Annotated in this window: 23 protein-coding genes; 7 read left to right on the forward strand and 16 right to left on the reverse strand. The window is 67.9% G+C overall.

Translation table 11 applies throughout. The annotated features are described in order from the left end of the window. On the forward strand, positions 1-954 hold the full coding sequence (locus ACYVG2_RS05500) for a hypothetical protein (RefSeq protein WP_460780041.1): 954 nt from the start codon (positions 1-3) through the stop codon (positions 952-954). Positions 955-979: 25 nt separating this feature from the next. Here the strand turns inward: ACYVG2_RS05500 and ACYVG2_RS05505 are convergent, their stop codons facing one another. Continuing rightward, complete coding sequence (locus ACYVG2_RS05505) at positions 980-1,744, reverse strand: alpha/beta fold hydrolase (protein WP_448967084.1); 765 nt, start codon at positions 1,742-1,744, stop codon at positions 980-982. 73 nt (positions 1,745-1,817) lie between these two features. Here ACYVG2_RS05505 and ACYVG2_RS05510 point away from each other — a divergent pair, with 73 nt between their 5' ends. After that, a complete protein-coding gene (locus tag ACYVG2_RS05510; protein ID WP_460780042.1) occupies positions 1,818-3,146 on the forward strand; it encodes an MFS transporter in 1,329 nt (442 codons plus the stop codon). 8 nt (positions 3,147-3,154) lie between these two features. Here the strand turns inward: ACYVG2_RS05510 and ehuA are convergent, their stop codons facing one another. From ehuA to ehuB, 4 genes are read right to left on the reverse strand one after another with little or no spacing between them, the layout of a single operon-like run. Further along, a complete protein-coding gene (gene ehuA / locus ACYVG2_RS05515; protein ID WP_448967273.1) occupies positions 3,155-3,916 on the reverse strand; it encodes an ectoine/hydroxyectoine ABC transporter ATP-binding protein EhuA in 762 nt (253 codons plus the stop codon). A 37-nt stretch (positions 3,917-3,953) separates the two neighbouring features. Beyond that, positions 3,954-4,619 (reverse strand): ectoine/hydroxyectoine ABC transporter permease subunit EhuD, encoded by a 666-nt coding sequence (ehuD, locus tag ACYVG2_RS05520; protein WP_033105538.1) that lies wholly within the window; start codon positions 4,617-4,619, stop codon positions 3,954-3,956. Then, positions 4,616-5,350, reverse strand: a complete 735-nt coding sequence (gene ehuC, locus ACYVG2_RS05525; protein WP_448967082.1) for an ectoine/hydroxyectoine ABC transporter permease subunit EhuC — start codon at positions 5,348-5,350, stop codon at positions 4,616-4,618. Before ehuC ends, ehuD begins: the two co-directional genes overlap by 4 nt. A 10-nt stretch (positions 5,351-5,360) precedes the next feature. Continuing rightward, the gene (gene ehuB, locus ACYVG2_RS05530) at positions 5,361-6,251 is read right to left on the reverse strand and encodes an ectoine/hydroxyectoine ABC transporter substrate-binding protein EhuB (protein ID WP_448967081.1); all 891 of its coding nucleotides are present in this window, start codon (positions 6,249-6,251) and stop codon (positions 5,361-5,363) included. Positions 6,252-6,489: 238 nt separating this feature from the next. On the opposite strand from ehuB, the gene ACYVG2_RS05535 reads away from it, so the two are divergent. The 4 genes from ACYVG2_RS05535 (at position 6,490) to ACYVG2_RS05550 (ending at position 10,185) form a co-directional block, all read left to right on the forward strand. Beyond that, entirely contained in the window at positions 6,490-7,251 is a 762-nt protein-coding gene (locus ACYVG2_RS05535) for a GntR family transcriptional regulator (RefSeq protein WP_460780043.1), read from the forward strand. Between the two features lie 124 nt (positions 7,252-7,375). Then, positions 7,376-8,320: a hypothetical protein gene (locus ACYVG2_RS05540; protein ID WP_460780044.1), complete on the forward strand. Its 945-nt coding sequence runs from the start codon at positions 7,376-7,378 to the stop codon at positions 8,318-8,320. A 12-nt stretch (positions 8,321-8,332) separates the two neighbouring features. Continuing rightward, positions 8,333-9,529, forward strand: a complete 1,197-nt coding sequence (locus tag ACYVG2_RS05545) for a sensor histidine kinase (RefSeq protein ID WP_460780045.1) — start codon at positions 8,333-8,335, stop codon at positions 9,527-9,529. Continuing rightward, on the forward strand, positions 9,526-10,185 hold the full coding sequence (locus ACYVG2_RS05550) for a response regulator (protein ID WP_460780046.1): 660 nt from the start codon (positions 9,526-9,528) through the stop codon (positions 10,183-10,185). Before ACYVG2_RS05545 ends, ACYVG2_RS05550 begins: the two co-directional genes overlap by 4 nt. 30 nt (positions 10,186-10,215) lie before the next feature. Here the strand turns inward: ACYVG2_RS05550 and ACYVG2_RS05555 are convergent, their stop codons facing one another. From ACYVG2_RS05555 to argG, 5 genes are all read right to left on the reverse strand, one after another. Beyond that, positions 10,216-12,882 (reverse strand): penicillin acylase family protein, encoded by a 2,667-nt coding sequence (locus tag ACYVG2_RS05555; RefSeq protein ID WP_460780047.1) that lies wholly within the window; start codon positions 12,880-12,882, stop codon positions 10,216-10,218. Between the two features lie 186 nt (positions 12,883-13,068). Beyond that, positions 13,069-14,937 (reverse strand): YhgE/Pip family protein, encoded by a 1,869-nt coding sequence (locus tag ACYVG2_RS05560; protein ID WP_460780048.1) that lies wholly within the window; start codon positions 14,935-14,937, stop codon positions 13,069-13,071. Further along, a complete protein-coding gene (locus ACYVG2_RS05565) occupies positions 14,934-15,617 on the reverse strand; it encodes a hypothetical protein (RefSeq protein ID WP_460780049.1) in 684 nt (227 codons plus the stop codon). The genes ACYVG2_RS05560 and ACYVG2_RS05565 overlap by 4 nt, the downstream gene beginning before the upstream one ends. Next, complete coding sequence (locus ACYVG2_RS05570; RefSeq protein WP_460780050.1) at positions 15,614-16,240, reverse strand: TetR/AcrR family transcriptional regulator; 627 nt, start codon at positions 16,238-16,240, stop codon at positions 15,614-15,616. The genes ACYVG2_RS05565 and ACYVG2_RS05570 overlap by 4 nt, the downstream gene beginning before the upstream one ends. 177 nt (positions 16,241-16,417) lie before the next feature. Then, on the reverse strand, positions 16,418-17,851 hold the full coding sequence (argG, locus tag ACYVG2_RS05575; RefSeq protein ID WP_460780052.1) for an argininosuccinate synthase: 1,434 nt from the start codon (positions 17,849-17,851) through the stop codon (positions 16,418-16,420). An 87-nt stretch (positions 17,852-17,938) separates the two neighbouring features. Between argG and ACYVG2_RS05580 the strand changes: the two genes are divergently transcribed. Further along, positions 17,939-18,643 (forward strand): ZIP family metal transporter, encoded by a 705-nt coding sequence (locus tag ACYVG2_RS05580; protein WP_460780053.1) that lies wholly within the window; start codon positions 17,939-17,941, stop codon positions 18,641-18,643. A 23-nt stretch (positions 18,644-18,666) separates the two neighbouring features. Here the strand turns inward: ACYVG2_RS05580 and ACYVG2_RS05585 are convergent, their stop codons facing one another. Genes ACYVG2_RS05585 through ACYVG2_RS05610 form a run of 6 tightly spaced genes read right to left on the reverse strand, consistent with a single transcriptional unit; the run spans position 18,667 to position 23,943 of the window. Further along, positions 18,667-19,779: a hypothetical protein gene (locus ACYVG2_RS05585; RefSeq protein WP_460780054.1), complete on the reverse strand. Its 1,113-nt coding sequence runs from the start codon at positions 19,777-19,779 to the stop codon at positions 18,667-18,669. Then, positions 19,773-20,576, reverse strand: a complete 804-nt coding sequence (locus ACYVG2_RS05590; protein ID WP_460780055.1) for a hypothetical protein — start codon at positions 20,574-20,576, stop codon at positions 19,773-19,775. Before ACYVG2_RS05590 ends, ACYVG2_RS05585 begins: the two co-directional genes overlap by 7 nt. Beyond that, positions 20,573-21,604, reverse strand: a complete 1,032-nt coding sequence (locus tag ACYVG2_RS05595) for a vWA domain-containing protein (RefSeq protein WP_460780056.1) — start codon at positions 21,602-21,604, stop codon at positions 20,573-20,575. The genes ACYVG2_RS05590 and ACYVG2_RS05595 overlap by 4 nt, the downstream gene beginning before the upstream one ends. Continuing rightward, positions 21,601-22,587, reverse strand: a complete 987-nt coding sequence (locus ACYVG2_RS05600) for a VWA domain-containing protein (RefSeq protein ID WP_448967067.1) — start codon at positions 22,585-22,587, stop codon at positions 21,601-21,603. The genes ACYVG2_RS05595 and ACYVG2_RS05600 overlap by 4 nt, the downstream gene beginning before the upstream one ends. Continuing rightward, on the reverse strand, positions 22,578-23,069 hold the full coding sequence (locus ACYVG2_RS05605) for a hypothetical protein (protein ID WP_460780057.1): 492 nt from the start codon (positions 23,067-23,069) through the stop codon (positions 22,578-22,580). Before ACYVG2_RS05605 ends, ACYVG2_RS05600 begins: the two co-directional genes overlap by 10 nt. After that, positions 23,056-23,943, reverse strand: a complete 888-nt coding sequence (locus tag ACYVG2_RS05610) for a DUF58 domain-containing protein (RefSeq protein WP_448967065.1) — start codon at positions 23,941-23,943, stop codon at positions 23,056-23,058. The genes ACYVG2_RS05605 and ACYVG2_RS05610 overlap by 14 nt, the downstream gene beginning before the upstream one ends. Between the last annotated feature and the right edge of the window lie 2 nt (positions 23,944-23,945).

Genomic DNA, 23,945 nt, shown 5'->3' on the forward strand with positions numbered 1-23,945 from the left:
ATGAGCGACACACACAAGAGCGTGGCCGAGCGCTGTCGGGCCGCATACTCGCAGGTCGTGTTCACGCGCGCCGAATTGATGGAGGCGGGATTCTCCGGCCGGGACATCACGGCGGCCGTGCGTTCCGGTGCGCTTGTGCGACTTCGACGCGACCGCTATGCGCGGCCGACGATCGACGATGACGTCGCAGAGGCGGTGAGGATCGGCGGGCACGTGTCATGCCTGTCGTTGCTCAGGTCAATAGGGATCTTCGTGCTGGCGAGCACGGGCATCCACGTGCAGATCACGCCGGGCACATCGAGAATCCGCAGACCCAAGCTCGAGAGCACGAGTCTGCACTGGAAGGCGACGCGCGAGTGCGAGACCCACCACGCTGCGCATCTGCAGGACGCGTTGCGTCAAGCCATTCGTTGTCAGACACCGCGTGCCGGACTCGCGACGATCGACAGCGTGCTGCACCACAAGCTGATGACGCGACGCGAGGTGGAGAGCGTCTTCACCACTCTCCCGGCACGATTCTCCGTACTGCTGTCTCTCATCGATCCGTCGGCCGCGTCGGGCCCGGAGACGTTCGTGCGGTTGATCCTGCGGAGTCTGGGGTTGCGGTACGAGACACAGGTCCACCTGGCCGGGGTGGGCTACGTGGACTTCCTCGTGGAAGGGTGGCTCATCATCGAATGCGACAGCAGGCAATGGCACGAGGGCTGGGACAAACAGGTCGAAGACCGACGGCGAGACCTTGCCGCCGCGAAGCTCGGGCATGTCACCATCCGACCGCTCGCGACCGAGGTCCTGCACGATTCGGCCGGCGTGCGTGAATCCATCGCGCGTGTCATCGCGGTGCTCGGCCCGCACTTCACGACGGACTCTGGTCACAACTCCTCACGAAAGAGGACGTTGGCGTCCAGTACGCGTGCAAACGCCCTGATTCCGGCGAAGTTTGAGGAGTTGTGAACAGGAATGCCGGGGCAACCGCGCGTCAGAGCGCGCGGGCGAACTCCGTGATCAGGGCGGCGGCGAGGGCCGCATCGCTGATGAGGGTGCTGTGGCCGTGGTCGGGGATCTCCTTCACCTCGGCACGCCCGGGCACGAGAGAGACGATCTCGCGGCACCAGACTGCCGGAGCGAGGGGGTCGCGCTCGCCGCGCACCACGAGCACGGGGCACTTCACCCTGGCGTACGCCTTCTCGGGTTCGTGCACCACGGTGGCGCGGATCTTCCGGATCAGATGCGGACCGCCGCGCAGGTACTCGCGCGCACCGCGCAGCAGCACGATCGGGCGCTCGCCGATCAGGTCGCGCAGCAGATACGTCGCCTGTTCACGGATGCTGCGCGTGGCGCTGTTCACCGTGGGGCCGGCGAGCACCAGGCCGTCGACGAGCTTCGGATGCCGCGCCGCCAGCTCCGCGCCGATCTGGCTGCCCATCGAATGGCCGATGATGACGGCATCCGTCACGCCGATGCTGCGCAGGAACGCCGCGATCAGGTCGGCGTGGCGCGCCATGGTGAGGGTGCGCTCGGGCTCGGGCGCCTCGCCGAACCCCGGAAGGTCGAGGGCGATGATGCGTCCGGGCAGGCGTTCGATGAAGTCGAGGTAGACGCTGCGGCCCATCCCGATACCGTGCACGAGCACGTAGGGGCGATCGCCGGTGCCGAAGTCTTCGGCGATGAGCGTCGCGCCGCCGTGCTCGAACTCGATGACGGATGCGGGTACGCCCTCAGGAGCGAGAAGACGGGAAGGCATGGATCGACCTTATCGAGGGATGCTGGACGACTGCGGGAGCGGGCCGTGTCCGTGCCCCGTGTGAGACTGGCATGTGCTCTCGCAAGACCCGTCCCCGACCGCCTCCGCGAAACCGAGACTCAGTGACCGTCTGGCGCAGACGTTCGCCGACCCGGTGCTGCGTGCACTCGTCACCGCGACGGCGGTGTCGCGCATCGGCCGAGGCGTGTTCCTCACCGTCACCGTGCTGTTCTTCACGCTGATCATCGGCCTGAGCGCTGGCGAGGCCGCCGTGGTGCTCGCCGTCTCCAGCGCCTGCGGAGTGCTCGCCTCCTTCCTCGGCGGCTGGCTCGCCGACCGGTGGAGCGCTCGCCGTCTCTCCTACGTCTTCGAGACGCTGGGCGGACTGCTGCTGGCGACGTACGCCTTCGCCGACACCTTCATCGCCGCCGTCGTCATCGCGAGTCTCGCCGGCTTCTTCGACACGATCGGCTACTCGGCGCGATCCGCCATCATCGCCAGGGGATTCGCACCCGAACGACGAGTGCACGCCCGCGCAGTGCTGCGCACGGTGACCAACCTCTCGATCGCGATCGGTTCGGGCATTGCCGCGGTGGCGCTGGCGTGGGGAACCGCCGAGGCGTACCGCATCGTGATCGTGTTCGCGGGGCTGATCGGCGTGCTCGGCGCGGTGCCGCTGCTCCGACTGCCGGCATCCGTCGACGCGCCGGTGCGCGAGGTCGACGAGGTGCGCACGGAGACGGGTTCGATCGACACCCTCGGCACGGCGCGGGCCACGCTCGCCGCCCGGAAGGACTGGCGCCGCCGATCGCCATGGCGCGACCCGCGCTACCTGCTGCTCTCATTCCTCTCGGCGGTGTTCGGCATGCAGTTCGGCGTCGCAGAGCTGGGGATGCCGTTGTGGGTGACCCAGCGGACGAACGCTCCCGAATGGGTCGTCGCGCTGCTGTTGATCGTCAACACCTCACTGGTCGTGCTCTTCCAGGTGCGCGCGTCGCGCGGCACCCACGATGTGCGCATCGCCGGAAGGGTGACGATGCTGGCCGGATGGCTCATGGCAGCGGCCTGCGTGGTCTACGCGCTCGCCGCAGGGCTGCCGGCGTGGGTCGCGATCGTCGTGCTGATCGTGGCGGCCGTCACGCACACCTTCGCCGAGATCCTCTCCCAGGCCGGAGCGTGGGGGCTGAGCTTCGAACTCGCCGATCCCGTGCGCGCCGGTGCCTATCAGGGAGTGTTCGGCATGGGGTTCTCGCTCGGCGCCCTCGCCTCGCCCATCGTGGTGAACGCCACGGCGATAACTTTCGGCCTGCTGGGCTGGGTGATGCTCGGTGCGATCTTCCTCGCTGCCGCGTTCGGCATCTGGGTGATCTCGCGGCGCGCGGTCGCCGTCGTCGACGCCTGAGCCGCGGCTCAGAGCACGGCGGAGAGGAAGTCCCTGGTCCGCTGCTCCTGCGGGTTGCTGAAGATGTCCTCCGGCTTGCCCTCTTCGACGATGCGTCCGCTGTCGAACATGAGCACGCGGTTGGACACGTCGCGCGCGAACTGCATCTCGTGCGTCACGATCAGCATGGTCACGTCGGTCTCACGGGCGACATCGCGCAGGATGTTCAGCACCTCACCGACCACTTCCGGGTCGAGCGCACTGGTGACCTCGTCGAGCAGCAGGATCTCGGGTTCCATCGCCAGCGCCCGCGCGATCGCGACGCGCTGCTGCTGTCCACCCGAGAGCTGGGTGGGATGAGCGTTCTCCTTGTCGGGCAGGCCGACCTTCTCGAGCAGCGCGCGGCCTCGTGCCAGAGCATCCTTCTTGGAGAGACCGAGCACGTGCACCGGTGCCTCGATGATGTTCTCGATCACCGTCATGTTCGGGAACAGGTTGAACTGCTGGAAGACCATGCCGATGCGCTTGCGCATCTCGTTCTTGTGCTTCTCTTTCAGCTCGACCCGCTTACCGTCGCGCGAGTAGTGCGTGAGCGGCTTTCCGTCGATCAGGATGTAGCCGTCGTTCGCCTCCTCCAGCGTCATGACGAGGCGGAGGATGGTCGTCTTTCCCGAGCCGCTCGGGCCGATCAGTGTCACTCGGTCCCCGCGGCGAACGGTGAAGTCGAGATCGTGCAGCACGACGTGGTCGCCGAATCGCTTCTCGACCTTGTCGAAGAGGATCGCCGGCATCTCGCCGTCATCGAGCGTGATCGCGCCGGTATGGGTGTCAAGCGGTGGTGTATTCAAGACGTTTCTCCAATCGCCTGGCCAGCAGCGAGCTCAGAAGGCTTGCGACCAGATAGATGAGTCCGGCGATGATGATCGCCTCGACGAAGCGGAAGTTCTTACTGCCGTACAACTGCGCCTGGCGCACCATCTCGACGACAGTGATGACCATGAGGAACGGAGTGTCCTTGAACATGGAGATCACGTAGTTGGCCAAGGCCGGCAGTGTGGAGCGCAACGCCTGGGGGATGATCACGGCGGTCCACGTGCGTCCGGGTGACATCGACAGCGCCGTCGTCGCCTCCCACTGGCCGGGAGGGACCGCATCGATTCCGGCACGGTAGACCTCGGCCATGTACGTGGCGTAGTGGATGCCGATGATTATCGTCCCGAGCACGAGCGGCGGGACAGTCGTGAACACGTAGTACGCGAAGAGCAGCTGCACCACGAGCGGGGTCATGCGCACGAAATTCATCAGCAGAGTGATGACGGCGGCGACAGGACGCGGTGCCGTGCGGCGGCCGAGCGCGATCACGAGTCCGAGGATGGCGGCGATGATGCTGCCGATGATCGTCACGACCAGCGTGACCGTGAGGAACTTCTCCAGAATGTCGGGGAACGCCGCAATGGCGTGGTCCCAGCTCCAGAAGCTGTTGTCGTCGTTCATGCGGCTTGACCAGCCCCCTTCATGTCGGGGACCGGAGTGGTGGTGATGGAGTCACGCCACTTCCCGCCCTGCCCCAGACGATGCTTGGCACGCGTCTCGAGCGCGTTCATGCCCAGCGTCAGCAGGTAGGCGATCGCGAAGTAGATGAGCAGACCGAGACCATACGCGAAGTACACGTCGGTCTGCACCCGCAGCTTGTTCAGCTCGGCTGTGAGGTCGACGATCGTGATCAGGTAGACGACCGCAGTCCCCTTCAGCAGTTGGATCAGCAGGTTGTTCAGAGACGGGAGCATGAGCGCCCAGGCCTGCGGGAAGATCACGCGCCACATCCGGTGCGTGCGAGACAGGCTCAGCGCCGTGGTCGCCTCCCACTGGCCGGCCGGCACCGAGTTGATCGAACCGCGCACGACCTCGGCACCATAGGCGCCGTAGTTCAGGCCGAGGGCAAGGATGCCGGTGAAGACGGCGGGCATCTCGATCTCGAAGGGCGGCAACGGGAGCACGAAGAAGAAGAAGAACAGCTGCACCAGCAGGGACGTGCCACGGAACAGCTCGATGATCGTTCGCGCGATGCCGCGCAGGAAGACGTTCTCGAACCGTGCCAGCAACCCGAGGCCGATGGCGACGACGATCGCCAGGAGGGCGCCGCCCGCCGTCAACTGGAGTGTGATGAGCACTCCGTCGACGAGTTGGGGCAGCGCCCTCCAGAGCGCTTCGAAATTCTCAGTCACAGGAGTCGGATCAGCCCAGCTCGCCGGAGCAGAGCTGCTCGGTGGTCAGGTCGGCCGGGGGCAGGTTCTCCGCCGTGAAACCGAACGGCTCGACGAGGTCGAGGTAGCTCTGCTCGTCGCCGGTGATCTTGGCGAGCTCCTCGTTGTACGCCTCGAGCAGCTCGGTGTCGTCCTGGCGGAACACGGTGGCACCGGCGCCGATCTGCTCGACCCCGTCGATCTCCTGCACGAAGGCCTCGGTGGTCTCGACGTCATCCATGCCCTCTGTCATCCAGTTGAGCGAGACGGCGGTCAGGGTGAACGCGTCGGCGCGGCCGGACTGCACGATCTCGATACCGGCCTGGGCGCTGTCGACCGGCACGGTGTTCGCGATTCCGAGATCGGTCGCGTAACCCTCCTCGATCGCTCCTGACTGCACCGCGAGAGTGACGTCGCCGGCCGCGGCGACCGAGTCGAGGTCGCTGAGGTTCTTGGGGTTGCCCTTGGGGACGACGAGGGTGGTCGTGTACATGATCTCGGGATCGCTGAACGCGGCTTCTGCGCAGCGCTCAGGGAGGATCGACATACCGGCGCTCACAGCATCCCAGCGGCCGGCGTTGAGCCCCGGGATCAGCGAGTTCCAGTCGACTTCCTCGATCTCGATCTCGTCGATGCCGAGGTTCTTGAAGATCTGCTCGTGCATCGCGATGGTCGCGCCGGTGGGCTCGCCGTCCTCCACCCACGAGTACGGCTGCTCGGAGGCGATCGCGAGTGTGATCTTGCCCTCCTCCTGCGCCTTCTCGAGCGTGTTCATGCCCTCGGTGTCGCTGCCGCCGCCTGCTGAGCACCCGGCGAGAAGGCCGAGCGTCAGGGTTCCGACGGCGACTGTGGCGATGCCGATCCGTGTCGTTCTCTTCGTCATGATGTCCTCGCGTTCCGTATGAGTTCCGTATCCGGGCGCTCTGCACGGGCGCCGTTGACCGTGCCCCAGACTATGGAATCTGTCGATGGATGTACAGTCAGGCGCGCAGATTGTCGACATGTATACAAAAACGTGATCATGAGGCAGACTGAGGAATCCTGATTCGACTTCGCAGAATGACGCGGAGGATCGACAATGAGATGTCCGCGGTTTCGCGCGACGGCTGGAAGGGATGCACATGGCTTCACACACCCCTCGCGCGGTATCGCCGATCTCCATGGTGCGGGTGGCGCGACCGTCGACCGTCGACCTCATCACCGCCGAGTTGCGCAGTGCCATCTTCACCGGCGCGCTGCCGGTGGGCAGCCCGATCGGCGAGGTCGAGATGTCGTCGCAGTTGGGTGTGTCCCGCAGTCCGCTGCGGGAGTCCACGCAGCGACTCGTGCAGGAAGGGCTGCTCACGGCATCCCCTGGCCGAGGTATGCGCGTGAGCGTGATCGGACCTGAGCATGTCGCCGACGTGTACGACGCGCGGCTCGCGATCGAGGGCCAGGCGGTGCGCCTGATCATCAGGTCGGGCGCCGCGTCGGTGCTGGACCAGCTCGAGCGCGCTTACGACTCCCTTGTCGCGGTGAGTGAGGGGACGGATGCTCGCGCCATCGGCGACGCCGACATCGAGTTCCACCGTCTGCTGGTGGACTCCGCGGGCAGCCGCCGACTGTCGCACTACATGGCCACGCTCGCGATCGAGACACGCATCGCGAGCTTCAGCGACGCCCACGGGTACACCGTGCGCCGTTCGGTGTCCGATACCTATCGGAAGCTGCTCGATGCGCTCGCCGCGGGTGATGTCGCGGCGGCATTCCTCGCTCTCGAGAAGCAGTTCGCTGAGGCCGTGGCCCGCTTGACCGGCGAGGACGAGGACGTGGAGACGGTCGAGACCCCGGCCGACGCCGCGCCGCCGTCGATCGGGCCGATCGAGATCACCGAAGAGATCTGACTGCAGCTTCTCAGGGATCCACGCGAGTCAGACCCGCCGTCGGGTGAGGTTCGAGACTCAGGTCGCATGGACAGCGACCTGAGGCGGACGCTCTGACGACCGTCCGCGGCGAACGATGAGAGGCATGGACACCTTCATCTCGAACCCCGCGTCGGCCCCCATAGCCCCTCGGCCCTCCGTCCCTTCGCCCGTACCCCTGCTGGTCGCCGCAGCGCTCGTGGCTGTCGTGACAGCAGTCGCCTTGCTCGTCGGCCCCAGTGCCGAGTACTCCGCGATCTTTCCGCCTGCCTGGCTGGGATTCGTGGGGGCAGCGTCGGCAGCGGTGGCGATCATATGCAGTCGCTCCGCTGAACGGGTGGCCGAGGCGAGCGCGTGGGTCGCCGCGCTGCTGCTGCTGGGGGCTTCCGGTGGCGTCGTGCTCGACGCGTTGCGCGGCTTCTTCGCCGTCACGGGCATCCCAGCGGGGGCCTTCTCCGTCGTCGACCTGTCCGGCTTCGCAGCTCGGCTGATGTCGTTGGTCGCCGCGTTCGTCGCCCTCAGGTTCGCCCGCGCCCTGCGCCGGTCGACCGTCGATCCTGCACTGGCCGGCGAGCGACGGGGTGCGCGTCGGAGCCTCTTGCTGAGCGGGCTGGCGCTGTGCGTGCCGTATCCGCTTCTGAAGATCGTGTGGTGGATGAGCGGTGATCAGAGCGAGTTCGAGGTCGGCTTCCCGGCGATGGAGCTGGCCGCGTTCTCGATTGCAGCCCTCGGGTTGGTGACGCTGTGCACTCGCGCGGGAGCGCGACTTCCTCGGCGGCTGGTATCCCTCGGCGGCTGGTGCGGCTCGTTCGTACTGCTGAGCATGGGCGCGCTGATGCTGTTCGGGCTCCTCTCGCAACGGCTGGGCCTCGTCGCAGCGGACGTGGACCTCGGCGACGGTGGCCGGGCGGTGATGGTCTTCGCCGTGTACAGCACGTGGTTCGCACTCGGTGCGATCGTCGCGGCCGCTACGGTGCTGTATGAGGAGGCGACGCGTGATGTGTCGGCAGGCCGCAGCGCGGCGTCGACACAGCACGGACAGGTCACGTGAGAGGAGGCGAGCGTGCGCACGTTGCTCATGGTCGGCGCGGCCGTCCTGCTGTTTCCCGCGACCGTCCTGATCGCATTCGCTTCGCTCTCACCACCGGACGCGATCATCATCACCGCCTGCGCGCTCGGCGCGCATCTGACGCTGTTCGGCCTGTTCCGCAGAACCACGATGACGCTGCTGATCATCTCCGCGCTGGTCGCAGTGCAGGGGATCATCACCGGTCTCTTCGTACTGTTCCCGAGCACGCTGCTGGTGCTTCCCTCGCTGCATGGAGCCGCTGCACGGGGTAATCGATACGCGGCGTCGACGGTCGCAGTGCTCGGCCCGTTGGCGGCGGCCGCGCGGTACGCCATCGATCCCAGCATCGTGGACAGCGAGTTCGGGCCTGAGCCGTGGCTGCTCGCACTCCTCCTGCTCGCAGGCTGCGCGGTCGCCGTCACCCTCGGCTTGCTGCGCCGTGCGGAACTGCGCACGGTCGAACTGACCGCCGCTCAGCTCGATCTCGAGCAACGAGAGCGATCGCATCGTGAGGCGCGTGCGGCCGCGGACGAGCGGGCGAGGATCTCCCGCGATCTGCACGACGTGCTGGCGCACTCGCTCACCGTGATCGTCGGGCAGGTGAGGGTCGCCAGATTCCAGGCGGAGGACTCCGCGGCGGCACTGCAGGTCATCGAGGAGACCGCACGCGAATCGCTGCGGGATCTGCGCGGTACGCTCCAGTCGCTGCGGGATCCGGACGCGGACACGCGGTGGCGCATCGGCACGGATGTCGGATCGCCGTCACCTGCATGGGATGTCCCGCTGCAGCCGACGCCGTCGCTGTCCGGCCTTCCCGCGCTCGCCGCGAGGATGCAGGATCTCGGTGTCGTCGTGCACCGCCGCACGGAGGGCCGTATCCGTCCCCTCGGATCGGCGGCCGAGCTCGCGTTGTACCGATTCGTTCAGGAGGGGCTCACCAACGCTCTACGACACGGTGAGGGCCCCGTCGAGTGGCGGGAGACATGGGGGCAGGACTGTGCCATGATCACACTGCGCAACGCCGTCCCGGCGGTCGATCGGGGCTCGGACGGACTGGGGATGGGACTGCAAGGAATGCGAGAGCGCCTCACTGCGGTGTCCGGCGTATTGACGGTCGACCGCGCGAGCGGATTCGCCGTGACCGCATCGGTGCCGTACGTCGAGACGCGCGACTCGGGAGACCGCGCATGATCCGCGTAGTGGTCGCCGACGATCAGGATCTGGTGCGCGCAGGGATCGTCGCCACTGTCGAGGCGCAGCCCGACATGCGCGTCATCGCCGAGGCGCGGGACGGGGATCAGGCCGTACGCGCTGTCACGGAGGGATCGCCGGACGTCGTGCTGATGGACATCCGCATGCCCGGCATGGACGGCATCGAGGCCACCGGGAGGATCGTGGAACGGGGTTCGAGCGCACGAGTGCTGGTGCTCACCACGTTCGACGCCGATGAACACGTGTACGGCGCGCTTCGTGCCGGCGCGAGCGGGTTCCTGGTGAAGGACGCCCCCGTCGATGAGCTCGTCACCGCGATCCATGCGGCCGCGAGGGGAGACGCCGTGCTGTCGCCGTCGGTGACCGCACGAGTGGTCGGGCACCTGTTGGAACGTCCGTTCCGCGGCGCTCCGGAGGACGCGATCCCGGCCGGGCTGTTGACACCGAGGGAGATCGAGGTCATGCAGCTGGTCGCCGACGGTCTCAGCAACGCCGAGATCGGCCGGGTCGTACACCTGTCGGAGGCGACGGTGAAGACGCATGTCGGGCGGATCCTCGTCAAACTCGGACTGCGCGATCGGGTGCAGGTCGCCGTGTGGGCTCACCGCCGCGGGGTCGCCAAACCGCCAGGATGATGCTTCTTCCGCTTCGCGGCATTCGGCGGGTCAGTCGCCTGGCCTGAGCACCAGTGTGTCCACGGTCGCCTCGTCGACGGCATCCGCGGTGAATGCCCAACGGGTCTGGATGCCGCGTGACCAGTTCTCGGTCTGATCGACGTAGTGCGGGTGGAACGCGTGTCCGGATGCGCCGGTCAGGTGATTCCACGTCGACGCGTCGAAGTCGGACAGATCGATCACCATGCGCATCGACGGCACGGTCGTCGTCGCATACCCCTCGCCGAGCTCCCATCCCGTGGCGTTGACCACGGAGGGCCCGCCGCCGACCGGATAGGGGCCGCGATTGAACAGCGCCTCGATCGGTGCGATGCCGGACGAGCCGAGCGTGGCGCTGGTCAGCGTGATCGCGTGAAGGCCGCCCCAGTTCCAACGCGAGACGACGGTGCCCTGCAGTGCGGACAGCTCGTCATAGGCCTGCTCGGCAGACAGCGCGAGCATCTCCTCCATCGTGGTCGTGCCGAGTTCCTCGTTCGTCCAGAGGGGATCGGTCGGATCGTCGAGAAGTGCGGAGACCACTGTGTACAGGCGGGCCTGGCCGTCGTGCGGCAACGGCTGCTCCCGGTTCTGGAACAGGTTCAGCACGAGGTTCGACCACAGCACGTTGGCGTATGCCGCGGCCGAGGAGTCGGCGTTGTTCTGGGCGTCCCAGGTGCGCAGCAGGCCGACGGCCTCCTTCACGCCCTTGCCCTCCACCTCGACGTCGGCCATCGCTGCCGCGAGCTTCTTTCCGATCCACATCTCGTTGTCGTTCTGGATGTCGCGCATGTCCTGCGCGGTGAGCGGAGCGGCCGCCGCGCGGCGCTCGATGAGGTGGGCGATGCGGGCGGCGCGATAGCCGTAGTCCCAGTCGCGGGAGAGGAAGTGGTCGTAGTCGTCGGTGACGATCGCGTTGTTCGCCGTGACGATGTATCCCGAACTCGGGTTGTACGAGACGGGAAGCTCCTCGAAGTCGATGAACCCTGTCCAGTCGTAGCTGCTGTCCCATCCGGGCTGCGGGATCCATCCGTCGCCTGCACCGCGCAGCGGCAGACGACCGGGCGCCTGATAGCCGATGTTGCCCTCGACGTCGGCGTAGATCAGGTTCTGCGCCGGAACGTCGAACAGCGACGCCGCATGCCGGAAGTCGTCGAAGTCCCGAGCCGTCGCGAGTGCGAAGATCGCGGTCGCGGTGCTGCCGGCGTCCAGGGCCGTCCAGCGCAGGCTCACGGCGTACTCGCCGGACATCGCTGCCGACGCGTCGGTCTCGCCCTGGGTGAGGGCGTCGCCGTCGGCTGAGACCTGTCCGTCGGCGACCGCGGTGAGATCGTCGGTGAGGCCGGAGATGATCGGACCGTGCACCGTGGAGCGGATCGTCAGGTCGATGTCTTCCCCACCGGCGACCTTGACGGTCTCCTCCCGCACGTCGAGCGGGACGAGCGCGCCGTCGCGCCAGTACGCGTCGCCGTCGACCCTCTCGATGTAGAGGTCGGCGACGTCGGTCGTGAGGTTCGTGAAGCCCCAGGCGACCTGATCATTGTGGCCGATCACGATGCCGGGGAGTCCGGAGAACGAGAAGCCGCCCACGTCGAACGGGCACTCATCGGTGACCTCCGAGCAGCGCAGCTGCACCTGGTACCAGACCGAGGGGAGAGACGAACCGAGATGAGGGTCGTTCGAGAGCAGGGGCATGCCGCTCTCGGTGAGCTGGCCCGAGACGACCCACGAGTTCGAGCCGATGCCCTCGCCGACGTCGCCGACCAGCAGGCTCGCCGCGGCGACGACGCTGTCGGCCTCCTGCCATTCGATCGTGGTCACCGCGGTCTGGATCTGAGAGTCGTCGGCCGCTTCGTCGGTCGAGAGGGCTGCCGGCGCGGCATCCGCTTCCGCCTCGAGAGCCGGAACGGTCGAGATCTTGGGGACGATGACGGGATTCTCGTCGAAGGGATACGCGGGGTAGAGCTGCTCGAGAAGCTCGAGACTGTCTGCGGGAAGAGCGGGGTCGCCGACGTCGGAGACGAGCAGCGCTCGCTCCGTCTCGTCTTCGATGTTGGTGCGAAGGTCCCACGCCATCGCCTTGAGCCAGGCCACGGAATCCGCGGGCTGCCAGGGCTCGACCTCGTAGTCGGGGTTCTGTATGCCGAGGACGGCATATTCAAGGGAGAGGTCGGCGCCGTCACGGGTCGAGAGGTACGCGTTCACGCCGTCGGCGTAGGCCTGGTAGTAGGCGAGAGTGGTCTCGTCCATCGCCTCGACCTCCTGCTCGGCGACCTCGCGCCAGCCCAGGGTGCGCAGGAACATGTCTGTCGGAGCCTGCGATTCGCCGAACATCTCCGCGACGCGGCCCGAGGTCACGTGCCGGCGGAAGTCCATCTCGAAGAAGCGGTCCTGGGCGTGCACGAACCCCTGCGCGTAGAACAGATCGTGCGAGGAATCGGCGGTGATCGTCGGCACGCCCAGACCGTCGCGCTGCACCGTCACCTCGGCCGTCAATCCGTCGAGGTCGAGCTCGCCGGCGGTCTGCGGGAACGAGCGCTGGATGGTCCAGACCACGAAGAAAGCCGCCGCCACCGCTATCACGAGCAGCCCGGCGACGACGCCGAAGGCGATGCGTCCGATCTTGGCGCCCAGCGCGGGACGTGCTGCAGGTTCGGAGGAGCCGGAAGGTTCGATCGTCATTGAGGCGTTCTTTCAGGGTCGTCGGTGGGATCCGGTTTCACCGTTCCCCAGAGCGCGTTTCGGGACGCGCTCTCGAAGCCTAGTCGGATCGACGCGTTTCGGCAGGAGGCACGGCACGCATCCGGCTGTGCAGGAAGAGTGCGGATGCCGCACCGTCAGCACTCCGGATCGTCTCCTTCGCCGTGCTCATCCGATCAGGCTCGGCTGCAGATCCCGCAGTGTGCGGCGATGCGTCATCCGCGTCACGCCGATCATCGCGAGCAGCAGAGCGCCGACCAGCCACATCGCGAGCACGGCCAGATCCCACCACGCGCGTGCGAAGTCGCCGCCGTACATCAACTGACGCATCGCATCCACGACGTACCCGAGCGGCAGCACATGATGCAGGGCTGCGAGTGGTGCGGGCAGTGTCTGCCATGGGAACGTCCCGCCTGCGGTGACGAGTTGCAGCACCATGAGCACGAGCCCCAGGAACTGCCCGACCGAGCCCAACCAGACGTTGAGTGCCAGGATGATCGCCGCGAACGTGGCGGACGCGAGCACCATCACCCCGAGCGTGCCGAGCGCGTTGTCGAATCGGAACCCGAGCGTGATCGCGAGGACGCCCATCAGCCCGACCATCTGCAGGGCGCCGAGAGCGGCGGGGGTGAGCCAGCCGGCCAGAGTGATCCGGATGGGGGAGTGCAGCGCGGTCACCGCGCGGCGGGAGATCGGCTTGACGATCAGGAACAGCGCGTAGATGCCGATCCAGGCCGCCAGTGCAGCGAAGAACGGCGCGAGCCCCGCACCGTAGTCCTCGGCGGAGGCGACCTTGTCGCTGGAGACCCGGAGGGGATCGGAGATCGTGTCGGCCTGCAACCGGCGCAGTTCGGGAGTGGATGCCGGGATCTGCTCGACACCCGCAGCGAGACCGTCGCGCAGTTCCACTGTGCCGTCGGCGAGGGTGACGAGACCGTCGCGCAACTGCGCTGCCCCGTCGTTCGCTGCAGCGGCGCCGGTGGAGACCGTGCCGGCGCCGGTGGCCAGCGTGGCGGCGCCGTCGGACAGCGTGCGTGCGCTCGATGCGAGCGTCGCCGAGCCCTCCGCGAGCCGATCTATCCTGCTCACGGCATCCTGAACCGTCGTGTTGCCCTGCTGCAACCGCTCTCCGAGCGGGTCGAGCGTGGCGAGGACCGTGTCGATCTCCTCCTGCGTCAGCCCCTGAGATGCGAGGGTCTCCGCGATGTCGGTGCGGATCTGCGGCAGAGTGTCTGCGGCATCCTGCACGATCCCGCCTGCCTGATCGGCGACGTCGGCGATCTGCTGATTGCCTTCGCTGACCTGCTGCGCACCGTCTGCGAGTCGGGATGCCCCGCTCGCCAGCTGGGCGGTCCCATCGGCCAGTCGTGCTGTTCCGTCCGCGAGCTGCGCCGTGCCTTCGGCGAGCGTGGCGCTGCCGTCGGATGCCGTGGCTGCACCGTCCGCGAGCCGGGAGGCGCCGTCGGTGGCATCGGACAGGGAGTCGCGTACATCGCTGAGCCCGGTGAGCAGACGTTCGGCCGCCTCGCTCCCGACCATCTGGGCGACCGAACTGCGGATCTTCTCCACGGCCTGCGTGCCCATGGAGGAGGCCAGGTAGTTGTTGGCGTCGTTCGTCTCGAGCTCGATCAGCGCCTGGTGCGGATCCGTACCGGCGGCCGAGGTCAGCGCTGCGGAGAAGTCGGCGGGGATCGTCACCGTGAAGTCGACCGAGCCGTCGTGCAGGGCCGTGGCTGCGGCATCCGCCGTCATCTCCTGCCAGTCGAACGCGTTGCCCTCAATGAGGTTCTCGGCGACCTTGTCGCCGTAGTTCACGCTCTCGTCGGTTCCGTCGGCGTTCGTACCGGTGGCGCCGTCGTCCTGCACGACCAGCGCCACCGGCACCTCGGAGAACTTGGCGTACGGGTCTTGATTCGCCCACAGGTAGAGCCCGCCGTAGAGGATCGGCACGCACATGAGCGCGATCAGCGCGACGATGCCCATCCGGCTGGCTGTGAGGCGCCGCAGTTCGGCGGCGATCATGGCGGGAACCTTCATCGCGGGCCTCCTGCCTCGGTGTCATCCGAATCGGATGCGGCGGGCTGCTCCAGCACGAGCGGTGCGATCGGGCCGGAGGCGTTGATCGCATCCAGTTCCTGCATCCGCTCGAGAGCGACGGCTGCGGCGCCGCCGATGATGACGAGCATCGCGTAGCCGCGGTCGGCGAACTCCGATGCGATGCGCCACCAGCCGTCCGGTCCGCCGCCGTGGCGGTCGGGCGAGACGAGCACGATGCCCTCAGTGCCTTCGCGGAGCACGGCGAGTTCGCACATGATCCGCACCCGTGCGGCCGGGTCGACGTTGCCGATCGGCGTCGAGGCGAGTTCGGCGTAGCCGAGCTGCCTGAGCCAGCGACGGGCGTGGATCGGCGTCGCGCCCGTGCCCGCGAACATCAGCTCTTCTCCGACGACACCGGCCACGGTGATGTCGGCGTGCGGGTCGCTCACATCGGGAGCGTCCACCAATGCGATCACGCGGCGCAGCCGGCGGTCATCGGTGGCTCCGTCGATCGTCACCCGGCCGGCAGCAGGCCGCATCCGACCGCTGGCGATCAGGCCGAGCACGGTGGGACGCTGCTGGGTCTCCGCGAGGGCGAACCGCACGGCGCCGGTGTGGAACTCGAGGCTCGTGGTCGGCAGCGCCTGACCTTTGCTCACCTCGCGGAGCGCGATCCTCATTCGTCCGCCGTCCCGGTGGAGGTGAGGATCTCGGGGTGGGCCGCGAGCAGCGCGTCGGCGTCGCGCCAGGAGAGCCCGGCGATGCTGAGGACGGCGCGCACGGCGGTGGCTGCGGCATCCGGTCCCACCACGTCGACGCGCACGACCATGCGAGCGGTCTCCTCGATGAGTCGGGCGAGCACGTCGCCCGGGATGTCGGTGCGCATCGTGTCCGCACGGTTGCCGCGCTCGACGATCTCCGTCACGACCCTGCGCAGCGGTGCCAGCGCCGCGGCGGTGTCAGCGACATGCGCGTCGTCGAGCGCGATGGCCGTGACGGTCTGGATGTGCGCGACCTCGTGCCAGAGCCGCGCGGCGAGCTGGGCGAGCGCGACCGGGGCGTCGTCGTCGAGTGGCTGCTCGGCGATCGTGTTGAAGCGTTGTGCACCAGTGCGGATGAGCTCGGTGACCAGTGCGGACCGATCGTCGAAGTGGCCGTAGAGAGCGCGACGGGAGAGGCCGGCGGTGCGGGCGATCAGATCGATCGACGCGTTCGGGTCGCGCGTGAGCGCCGTGCGTGCCGCCGTGAGGATGCTCTCGCGATTGGCCCGCGCGTCGCGGCGGGGTGCGCGGATCTGTGTCATGCGCCCATTCTACGATCTTGCACAGGTGTGTGCAAGATAGAATCGGTAGGGGCGCGCGGGCCGTCGAGCCTCGCTGACCGGGTGCGCGTTAGCCGCCGTCGGGACCTCGAGACGACTTCCGGGGGCGGATGCCGTAGCATCCGCCCCCGAACGTGAAGGTCTCAGAAAGTGGGTGTGTCAGTCGGTGCCGGAGTCGAACGCCGCGCCCTCGGACGCCGTGTCGACGGCATCCGAAAGCTTCTCGTCGGTGTCCTCCACCGAACCCGTGATCTCGGATGCCTCCCCGGCGGTCACGCGACCGACGAGCTCGCCCGTGGCGCCGCCGACGAGGCCGAGGCCCGCGTACTGCTCGAGGCGCGAACGCGAATCGGCGATGTCGAGGTTGCGCATGGTGAGCTGGCCGATGCGGTCCACGGGGCCGAAGGCCGCGTCGCCGACTCGCTCCATCGAGAGCTTCTCGGGTCCGTAGGAGAGGTTGGGGGAGACGGTGTCGAGGATCGTCCAGTCGTCACCGCGACGCAGGCGGATCGTGACCGTGCCGGAGATCGTGAGGCCCACCCAGCGCTGGATCGACTCGCGCAGCATGAGCGACTGCGGCTCGAGCCAGCGTCCCTCGTACATGAGGCGGCCGAGGCGGCGGCCCTGCTCGTGGTAGGTCGCGAGGGTGTCCTCGTTCAGGATGCCGTTGACCAGGCGCTCGTACGCGATGAAGAGCAGCGCCATGGCCGGGGCCTCGTAGATGCCGCGCGACTTCGCCTCGATGATGCGGTTCTCGATCTGGTCGCTCATGCCGAGGCCGTGGCGTCCGCCGATCGTGTTCGCCTCGTTCACGAGCGCGACAGGATCGGAGTACTCGACGCCGTTGATCGCGACCGGGCGGCCGGCCTCGAACGTCACGGTGACGTCTTCGGTCTCGATCGCGACGGACGGGTCCCAGAACTTCACGCCCATGATGGGGTCGACGGTCTCGAGCGAGACGTTCAAGTGTTCGAGGGTCTTCGCCTCGTGCGTCGCGCCCCAGATGTTGGCGTCGGTCGAGTACGCCTTCTCGGCGGCGTCGCGGTACGGGAAGCCGTGCTCGACGAGCCATTCGCTCATCTCCTGGCGGCCGCCGAGTTCGGTGACGAAGTCGGCGTCGAGCCAGGGCTTGTAGATGCGAAGGCGCGGGTTGGCGAGCAGGCCGTAGCGGTAGAACCGCTCGATGTCGTTGCCCTTGTAGGTGGAGCCGTCGCCCCAGATGTCGACGCCGTCCTCCTTCATGGCGCGCACGAGCATGGTGCCGGTAACGGCGCGACCGAGAGGCGTGGTGTTGAAGTACGTCTTGCCGCCGGAGCGGATGTGGAACGCGCCGCACTGCAGCGCGACGAAGCCCTCTTCGACGAGCGCGGTCTTCGCATCGATGATGCGGGCGATCTCGGCGCCGTACTCGAGCGCGCGGCCGGGGATGGACTCGATGTCGTCCTCGTCGGGCTGGCCCAGGTCGCCGGTGTACGTGCAGGGGATCGCGCCCTTGTCGCGCATCCATGCGACGGCGACGGAGGTGTCGAGTCCTCCGGAGAAGGCGATGCCGACGCGCTCGCCGACGGGCAGGGACTGGAGGACCTTGGACATGACGTCCAGTCTATCGGCGCGCGGCGTGTCGCCCGTCCGGTGCCGGACCTGCCACGAACGAGCGGATGCCGGGGCTAGGGTGTGGGCATGATCGTGGCGGTGCTGTGGGGCGCGGTCGCGGCCGCGCCGCTGTTCGTCGGTGCGGTGCTCGCGCTGCTGCGGAAATGGCCGCCGAAGTGGCTCGGGATCGTGCTCGGCTTCGGGGCCGGAGCGCTCATGGCGTCGATCGCGTTCGAGTTGTGGGAGGAAGGGCTGCAGCTCGGCGGTCCGATCCCGCTCGTCCTCGGCGTCGCCGCTGGCGCGCTCTGCTACTACTTCGCCGACCGGATCGTCGAGCGCCGCGCCTCCGCATCGCAGGGGTCGGCCGGTGGGCCGCTCGCCGTGGGTGCTCTGCTCGACGGCATCCCCGAACAGCTCGTGCTCGGCATCGGACTGGCCGCCGGCGAGGGGGTGAGCGTCGCGCTCATCATCGCGATCGTGGTCTCCAACCTGCCGGAGTCGATCGGCTCGGCCGCCGACCTGCTGGACGGCGGGATGAAGCGCTCGCGGGTGCTGTCGCTGTGGGGAGCGGTGGCCGTCATCTGCGCGATCGCGACGATCGCCGGCTATGCGCTGGCGGATGCCGTGAGCGCCGAGTTCAGCGCCGGAGCGAGCGGCTTCGCCGCCGGTGCGCTGCTGGTCATGCTCGTCGACTCGATGGTGCCGGACGCCCAGTCCAAGGCCAAGGAGGCGACGGGGCTCGCCACAGTGCTCGGATTCGCGCTCGCCGCGGGGCTCTCTTTCGTGGCGTGAACCGCTCCGCCGCGGCCAGGCGCTCAGTACTCCGGGTACTCCTGCATCCGCGTCTCGAACTCCTCGCGGTCGGCCTCGCTCAGCAGTTCCGGAGCGAGGAAGTAGATCTGCAGACCCTCCAGCGGCTCACCCGTGCGGGCGCTCTGGGCCTCGCGCTCGCCGATGAACTCTCCCGTGCTGTCGTGGGAGGTGTCGTAGATCACGGCGTAGAAGCGCAGCGGATCCGGATAGTTGTCCGAGTAGTACTCCCAGGTGTTCTGCGAACGCGGATCGGCGCTGCCGTAGAACTTCTCCTGGATCGAATCGTCCATGCCCGAAGAAGGCTCGTTGAACGAGTACAGGTCGTACATGCCGTACTGCGTGACGACGTCTTCGATGACGTCCATCACGGCGACCTTGCGGTCGTAGTCCTGGATGGGCTCGTTCGTCATCCACGGCACGGAGGTGTACTGGACGAGCATGGATTCCCCGCCGTAGCCGTTGCGCTCAGGGCGGAGGTTCTCGGTGCCGGCCTCGGTCCACGTGTAGCCGTACTGCGCGGAGAGGCGGCTGCGGATCTCGGCGAGGATCTCCTCGCTCTGCGTGCGCACCTGTTCGAGCGAGGGCTGGGCGAGGATCGTGCTCGACGAGAGGTCCTTGATCCCCGGGTACGCCTCCTCGTGCTTCTGCTCCTCGGTCTTCTCGCCCTGATAGTCGCCCGATGCCGAGGTCTGCAGCGCGCTCATCGCCCCGACGGTGGGGACGTTGAGCAGCAGTGTGACGACGAGGGCGGATGCCGCGAGCACGCGCCCGCGTCGGGAGAACAGGGCGGCGATCACGACGGCGAGCACCACGAGCTGCAGAGTGAGCATGGTCACGCCGTACAGCGCGTCGGTGCCGCCGGCGAGCAGCGTCCCCAGCAGCACGACGGCGAAGAGGATGGCCGTCACGAGAGCGATCCACCCGATCACGCTCGCAGGCTTCTTCTCGTCCGGCTCCTGCGCGCTGCTGAAGACCGGCAGCGGGGCGCCCTGCGGCAGTGCGGCGGGGGTCTGCTGCACCCGACGGGCACCGTGATATCCGCCGGGCGGTGGCACGGGAGGGGCGCCCTCGGTGCCGGCGATGTAGCGTGCGCGCTGCTTCTCGGGCTCTACCATGGCTTGTCCGTCCCGCCGCCTGGACCGTCTTCGTCGCCCTGGTTCTGCTCGCGCTCCTCGGCGCCCTGATCGAGCTTGTCCTGCAGTTCATCGAGCTTGTCCTGGCCGGGCTGCTGCGGCTGCTCCTGCTCTTCGCCCTCGCCCTCGGAGGGCGGCGGCTGCTGCTCCTGGGCCTGCTGCTGCTTCTCCTGCAGCCGGTCGCCGAGTTCGTCGATCGTCTCGCCCATGCTGCGATCGGGGTCGGGCGACTGCGCATCGGCCTCTTCGCTGTTGCACTCCTCCGGCGTATCGGCGGTGATCTGCAGCGCTTCGCCGTACAGGGCCGCGCCGCCGAGTCCATCGCCGCCGTCGACCGCGGCATCGCCCTGACGCTCGATCACGATCGCGAGGTTCACCCGCACCGCGCAGACCTCGAGACCCTGTGCCAGGGGCAGCGCCTCTTCGAGCTTCCCGCGCGCGCCGTCGAGGTCTTCCGAACCCGCCAGAGCCGTGCCGACGTTGTACGGCGCCTTGTAGGGCTCGAACCAGTTCAGGAACTCCTGGCCCTCGGCCGCGGCCGTCGACCCAGCGTAATCGTCGACGACGTAGGCGGTGATCGCCTGGTGGGCGAACGCGTACATGCTCAGCAGCTTGCCGACGAAGAGCAGCGCGGCGAGCGTGAGCGGCAGCGTGCCGATCGCGACCCAGCGACGGATCAGCCGGCGCCGACGATTCGCGGCGAGCAGAGCTGCCGCGGCATCCGGTGCGACGGTCGCAGCCGCTGAATCGGTCGGTGGAGTGGTCGTCTGCGAGGTCATGCGTCACCTCCCCGGGTGGCGAGTCCGCGCATCTGCGCGATGAGGATCGTGGCGCGGGCGATCTCGACGCCCAGCAGCACCACGATCACGAGGGCGAAGATCCAGTACAGCTCGATCACGTTGCCCACTGACCCGGACTCGGTGTAGTTCGTGGTCGTGGTCGGCGCTTCCGGGAGCTCGATGCCGGCGTCGGCGGAGCGCAGCTGGTACGGCACGCCGAGGTCGTCTGCGATGGTCTGCAGATTGTCCTCGTCGATCACCGACCTCGCCGGCTCGCCCTGATACTCGATGTACTCGCCGCCCTCTTCGGATGCCGCGAAGCTCCCGGAGGTGACCTTCATCGGGCCGCCCTCGCTCGTGCCGTAGCCGAGCACCGCCCCGCCGTCGGTGAACTCGGCGCTCGCGGAGAACGACTCGGGTTCGGTGCTCACCGTCTGTTCGCCGTCGCCCAGATAGAACACCATCCGGGAGCGGTCGGGGGCCGATTCCGCGGCAGCGGCGAGCGTCTCCTCGACCATGGCGCTCGCGATGCCGATCGAGCTGCCCTGCGACTGCGCGGTGACCTCGGGACGCAGCACCTCGAGGGAGGAGATGAGCGCGGTGGCGTCGGTGGTGAGCGGCAGCCTCAGCTCGGCAGCCGCGTCGAAGCTGATCAGCGCGAAGCGCGCACCGGGGTACTCATCGACGATCGACTGCACGTCGGCGCGGACGCCGTCGAGCCGCTGGCCGTCGCCGTCCCAGTCCTCCGCCACGATGCTCGCGGTGGTGTCGACGACGATGAGGATGTCGGTGTCGGTCGCGAGGGTCTCGGTCGCACCACCGGGGATGCCGGGCCGCAGCAGCATCATGAAGCAGGCCACGAGCATGAGCAGGCGCAGCCCCCAGATGACCGGAGGGGCCCCGGTGCCGGCATCCGCCGACCCGGCCTGAGGCCGAACCGCCTTCACCAGCATCCACACGACGACGAACGCGACCGGTGCGAACAGCAGCACCAGCAGGAAGATGTTGAGCACGGGTTGGAAGATCACAGCCTGACCCTCCACAGCAGCACCAGGAAACCGAGGGCCGCGACGAGCAGCACCGCGATCCAGAGGTTCGGGTTGTCGGTCCACACGACCTGCGCCTGACCGCGCAGCTCCGTCGCCTCCTGCTCCTGCACGTCCTCGATGATGTCGGACACGGTCGTCGTGTCGCGCAGGCCGTATGCCTCGCCGCCGGTCGTCTCCGCGGCCGCGACGAGTTCCGCGCTGATGTCGGTGTCGACGCCCTGCACGGGGTTGAGCGCGAAGACGCGCACGCCGACGGAGGCCGCGTAGTTCGCTGCCTCCTCGAGGGTGACGATCGAGTCGCCGTTCACCTCGTTGTCGGTGGCGAGGATGATCGAGCGGGAGCGCTCGTCGTCGAGGTGATCGAACCGCATGGCACACGAGGCGAGCCCGTCGCCGATGAGCGAGGCGCCGGGGCCGTTGAGCGTGCCGACCCAGTGCTCCGGAACCTCTTCGAGATAGTCGAAGCTCTCCCTGATGCTCTGCAGGTGCTCGCGGATGAAGTCGTAGTCGTCGGTGAGCGGGAAGATCTGCACCGGTGAGCTGTTGAAGATCGTCAGGCCGATGCGCTCGCCCTCGAAACCGTCGAGCAGCTCTTCGAACACTCCGAGCACCTCGACGTCGACCTCGCTCATCGACCCTGAGACGTCGAGGCACAGCATGATGTCGCGGCTGGTGTTGACCGGCTGGATGGTCTCGGAGGCCATGGGGCGTGCGGCCACGATCCCGGCGGTCACGCTGGCGAGAACGCCGAGAGCCAGCACACCCGCGAGGGCGACGGTGCGGCGCCGGACGGCGTGCTGGAACGACGGCAGCGCGCGCAGCCGCTCCGCCCTGGCGATCGGGGCGCTCTGCTGTTCACGGTGGCGCGCGCCCCGGCGCAGGCCGATCGCGAGTCCGACCCCGATCGCGATCAGGATGACGGCCACAGCGATGAGGAGCACCCACCAGTTCGCTAGTGCCATGAGCCCACCACCTTGTGCGCTGCCTCGGCGCCGGCGATCGGGTCGACCGCCGGGCCCTTGCGGAAGATGCTGGGGTAGTAGTGCCGCTGCAGCGCGTCGATCAGCGACGGCGGCACACCGAGGCGCACGAGGTCGTCGAGCGCGAGCACGGGGGCCTCGAGGCCGCTGTACTCGTTGACGAACGTGCGCACGACGCGGCTCAGCTCGAGGTTGGCGTGCCGCGCGGTGAGCGACCCGCCCCGGTAGTCCGCTTCGATCTGGCCGATGCGCTCGTGGTACTCCTGCCGCAGCTGCGTGAGCACGTCGGCGGTCATCGGCACAGAGCCCTGCGCGTCGCCCTGCACGACGATGCCGCGCCGCGGCTTCGTGAGGAAGAGCAGCAGCCAGGCGGCCAGGATCAGCACGGCGATGATGCCGAGTGCCAGCAGCATCCACCCCCACCCGTACTGCGCGGGTGGGTACAGCTCGTCAGTTCCGGACATGCGCCCTCCGGTTCAGCATGCGCAGCAGCTGGGCCACCGCGTCATCCTGGGTGTCGAGGGCGGTGTGGCTGATCTCGAGCCGATCGAGCAGTTCGTTGAGCCTGGCGGCATCCGCCTGTGTCCTGGCGATGAGCTCGCCGAGCACCTCGCGGTCGCCGTGCACGAAGTCGGGGACGGCCCATCTGGTGTTCACGTCTGCGCGCACCGAGTGCGATGCATGATCGAGCACGGGGTCGGCGTCGCGGAGTGTGATCCACAGCACGTCGTGCTGCACGCGCAGCCGGCGCAGCATCCGCTCGGTGTCATCGGTGACCGGCGCGTCGTCCGTGATGATCACGACGATGCAGCGCCGCGCGATCGTGCGCGCGACGAACGAGAGCAGAGCGTCCCGGTCGCTGGGCGCTCGACCCTCCGAGATGGCCTGATCGATCGTGCGGAGGGCGTGCTCGAGCGCCCCTTCACTACGGCCCGGTGCACGTCGACGCACGCCCTCGGCGTCGCCGTGGACGACGCTGAAATCGTCGCCGTGTCGCAGGGCGAGGATGCCGAGCGCACCTGTGGCGAGGATCGCGAGGTCCTTCTTCGGCTTCTCGTCGTGCGCGAGCGCCGTCATGGACCTGCCGGTGTCGACGACGAACAGTACGGTGTGCATCCGGTTCGCGCGGTGCCGTTTCACGAGCGGGGTCCCCAGGCGCGCAGTGGCCCGCCAGTCGATGTCGCGCACCTGATCGCCGTACTCGTACTTGCGCAGATCCTCGAAGTCGAGGCTGCGCCCGTGCAGCAGCGACGCGTAGGCGCCGTCGAGCGCGTGCATCGACTTCTGCGACGAGTGGATGAAGAGCTTGCTCTTCACCTGGGTGATCAGGCTGGCCATGA

Source organism: Microbacterium shaanxiense (assembly GCF_054779995.1).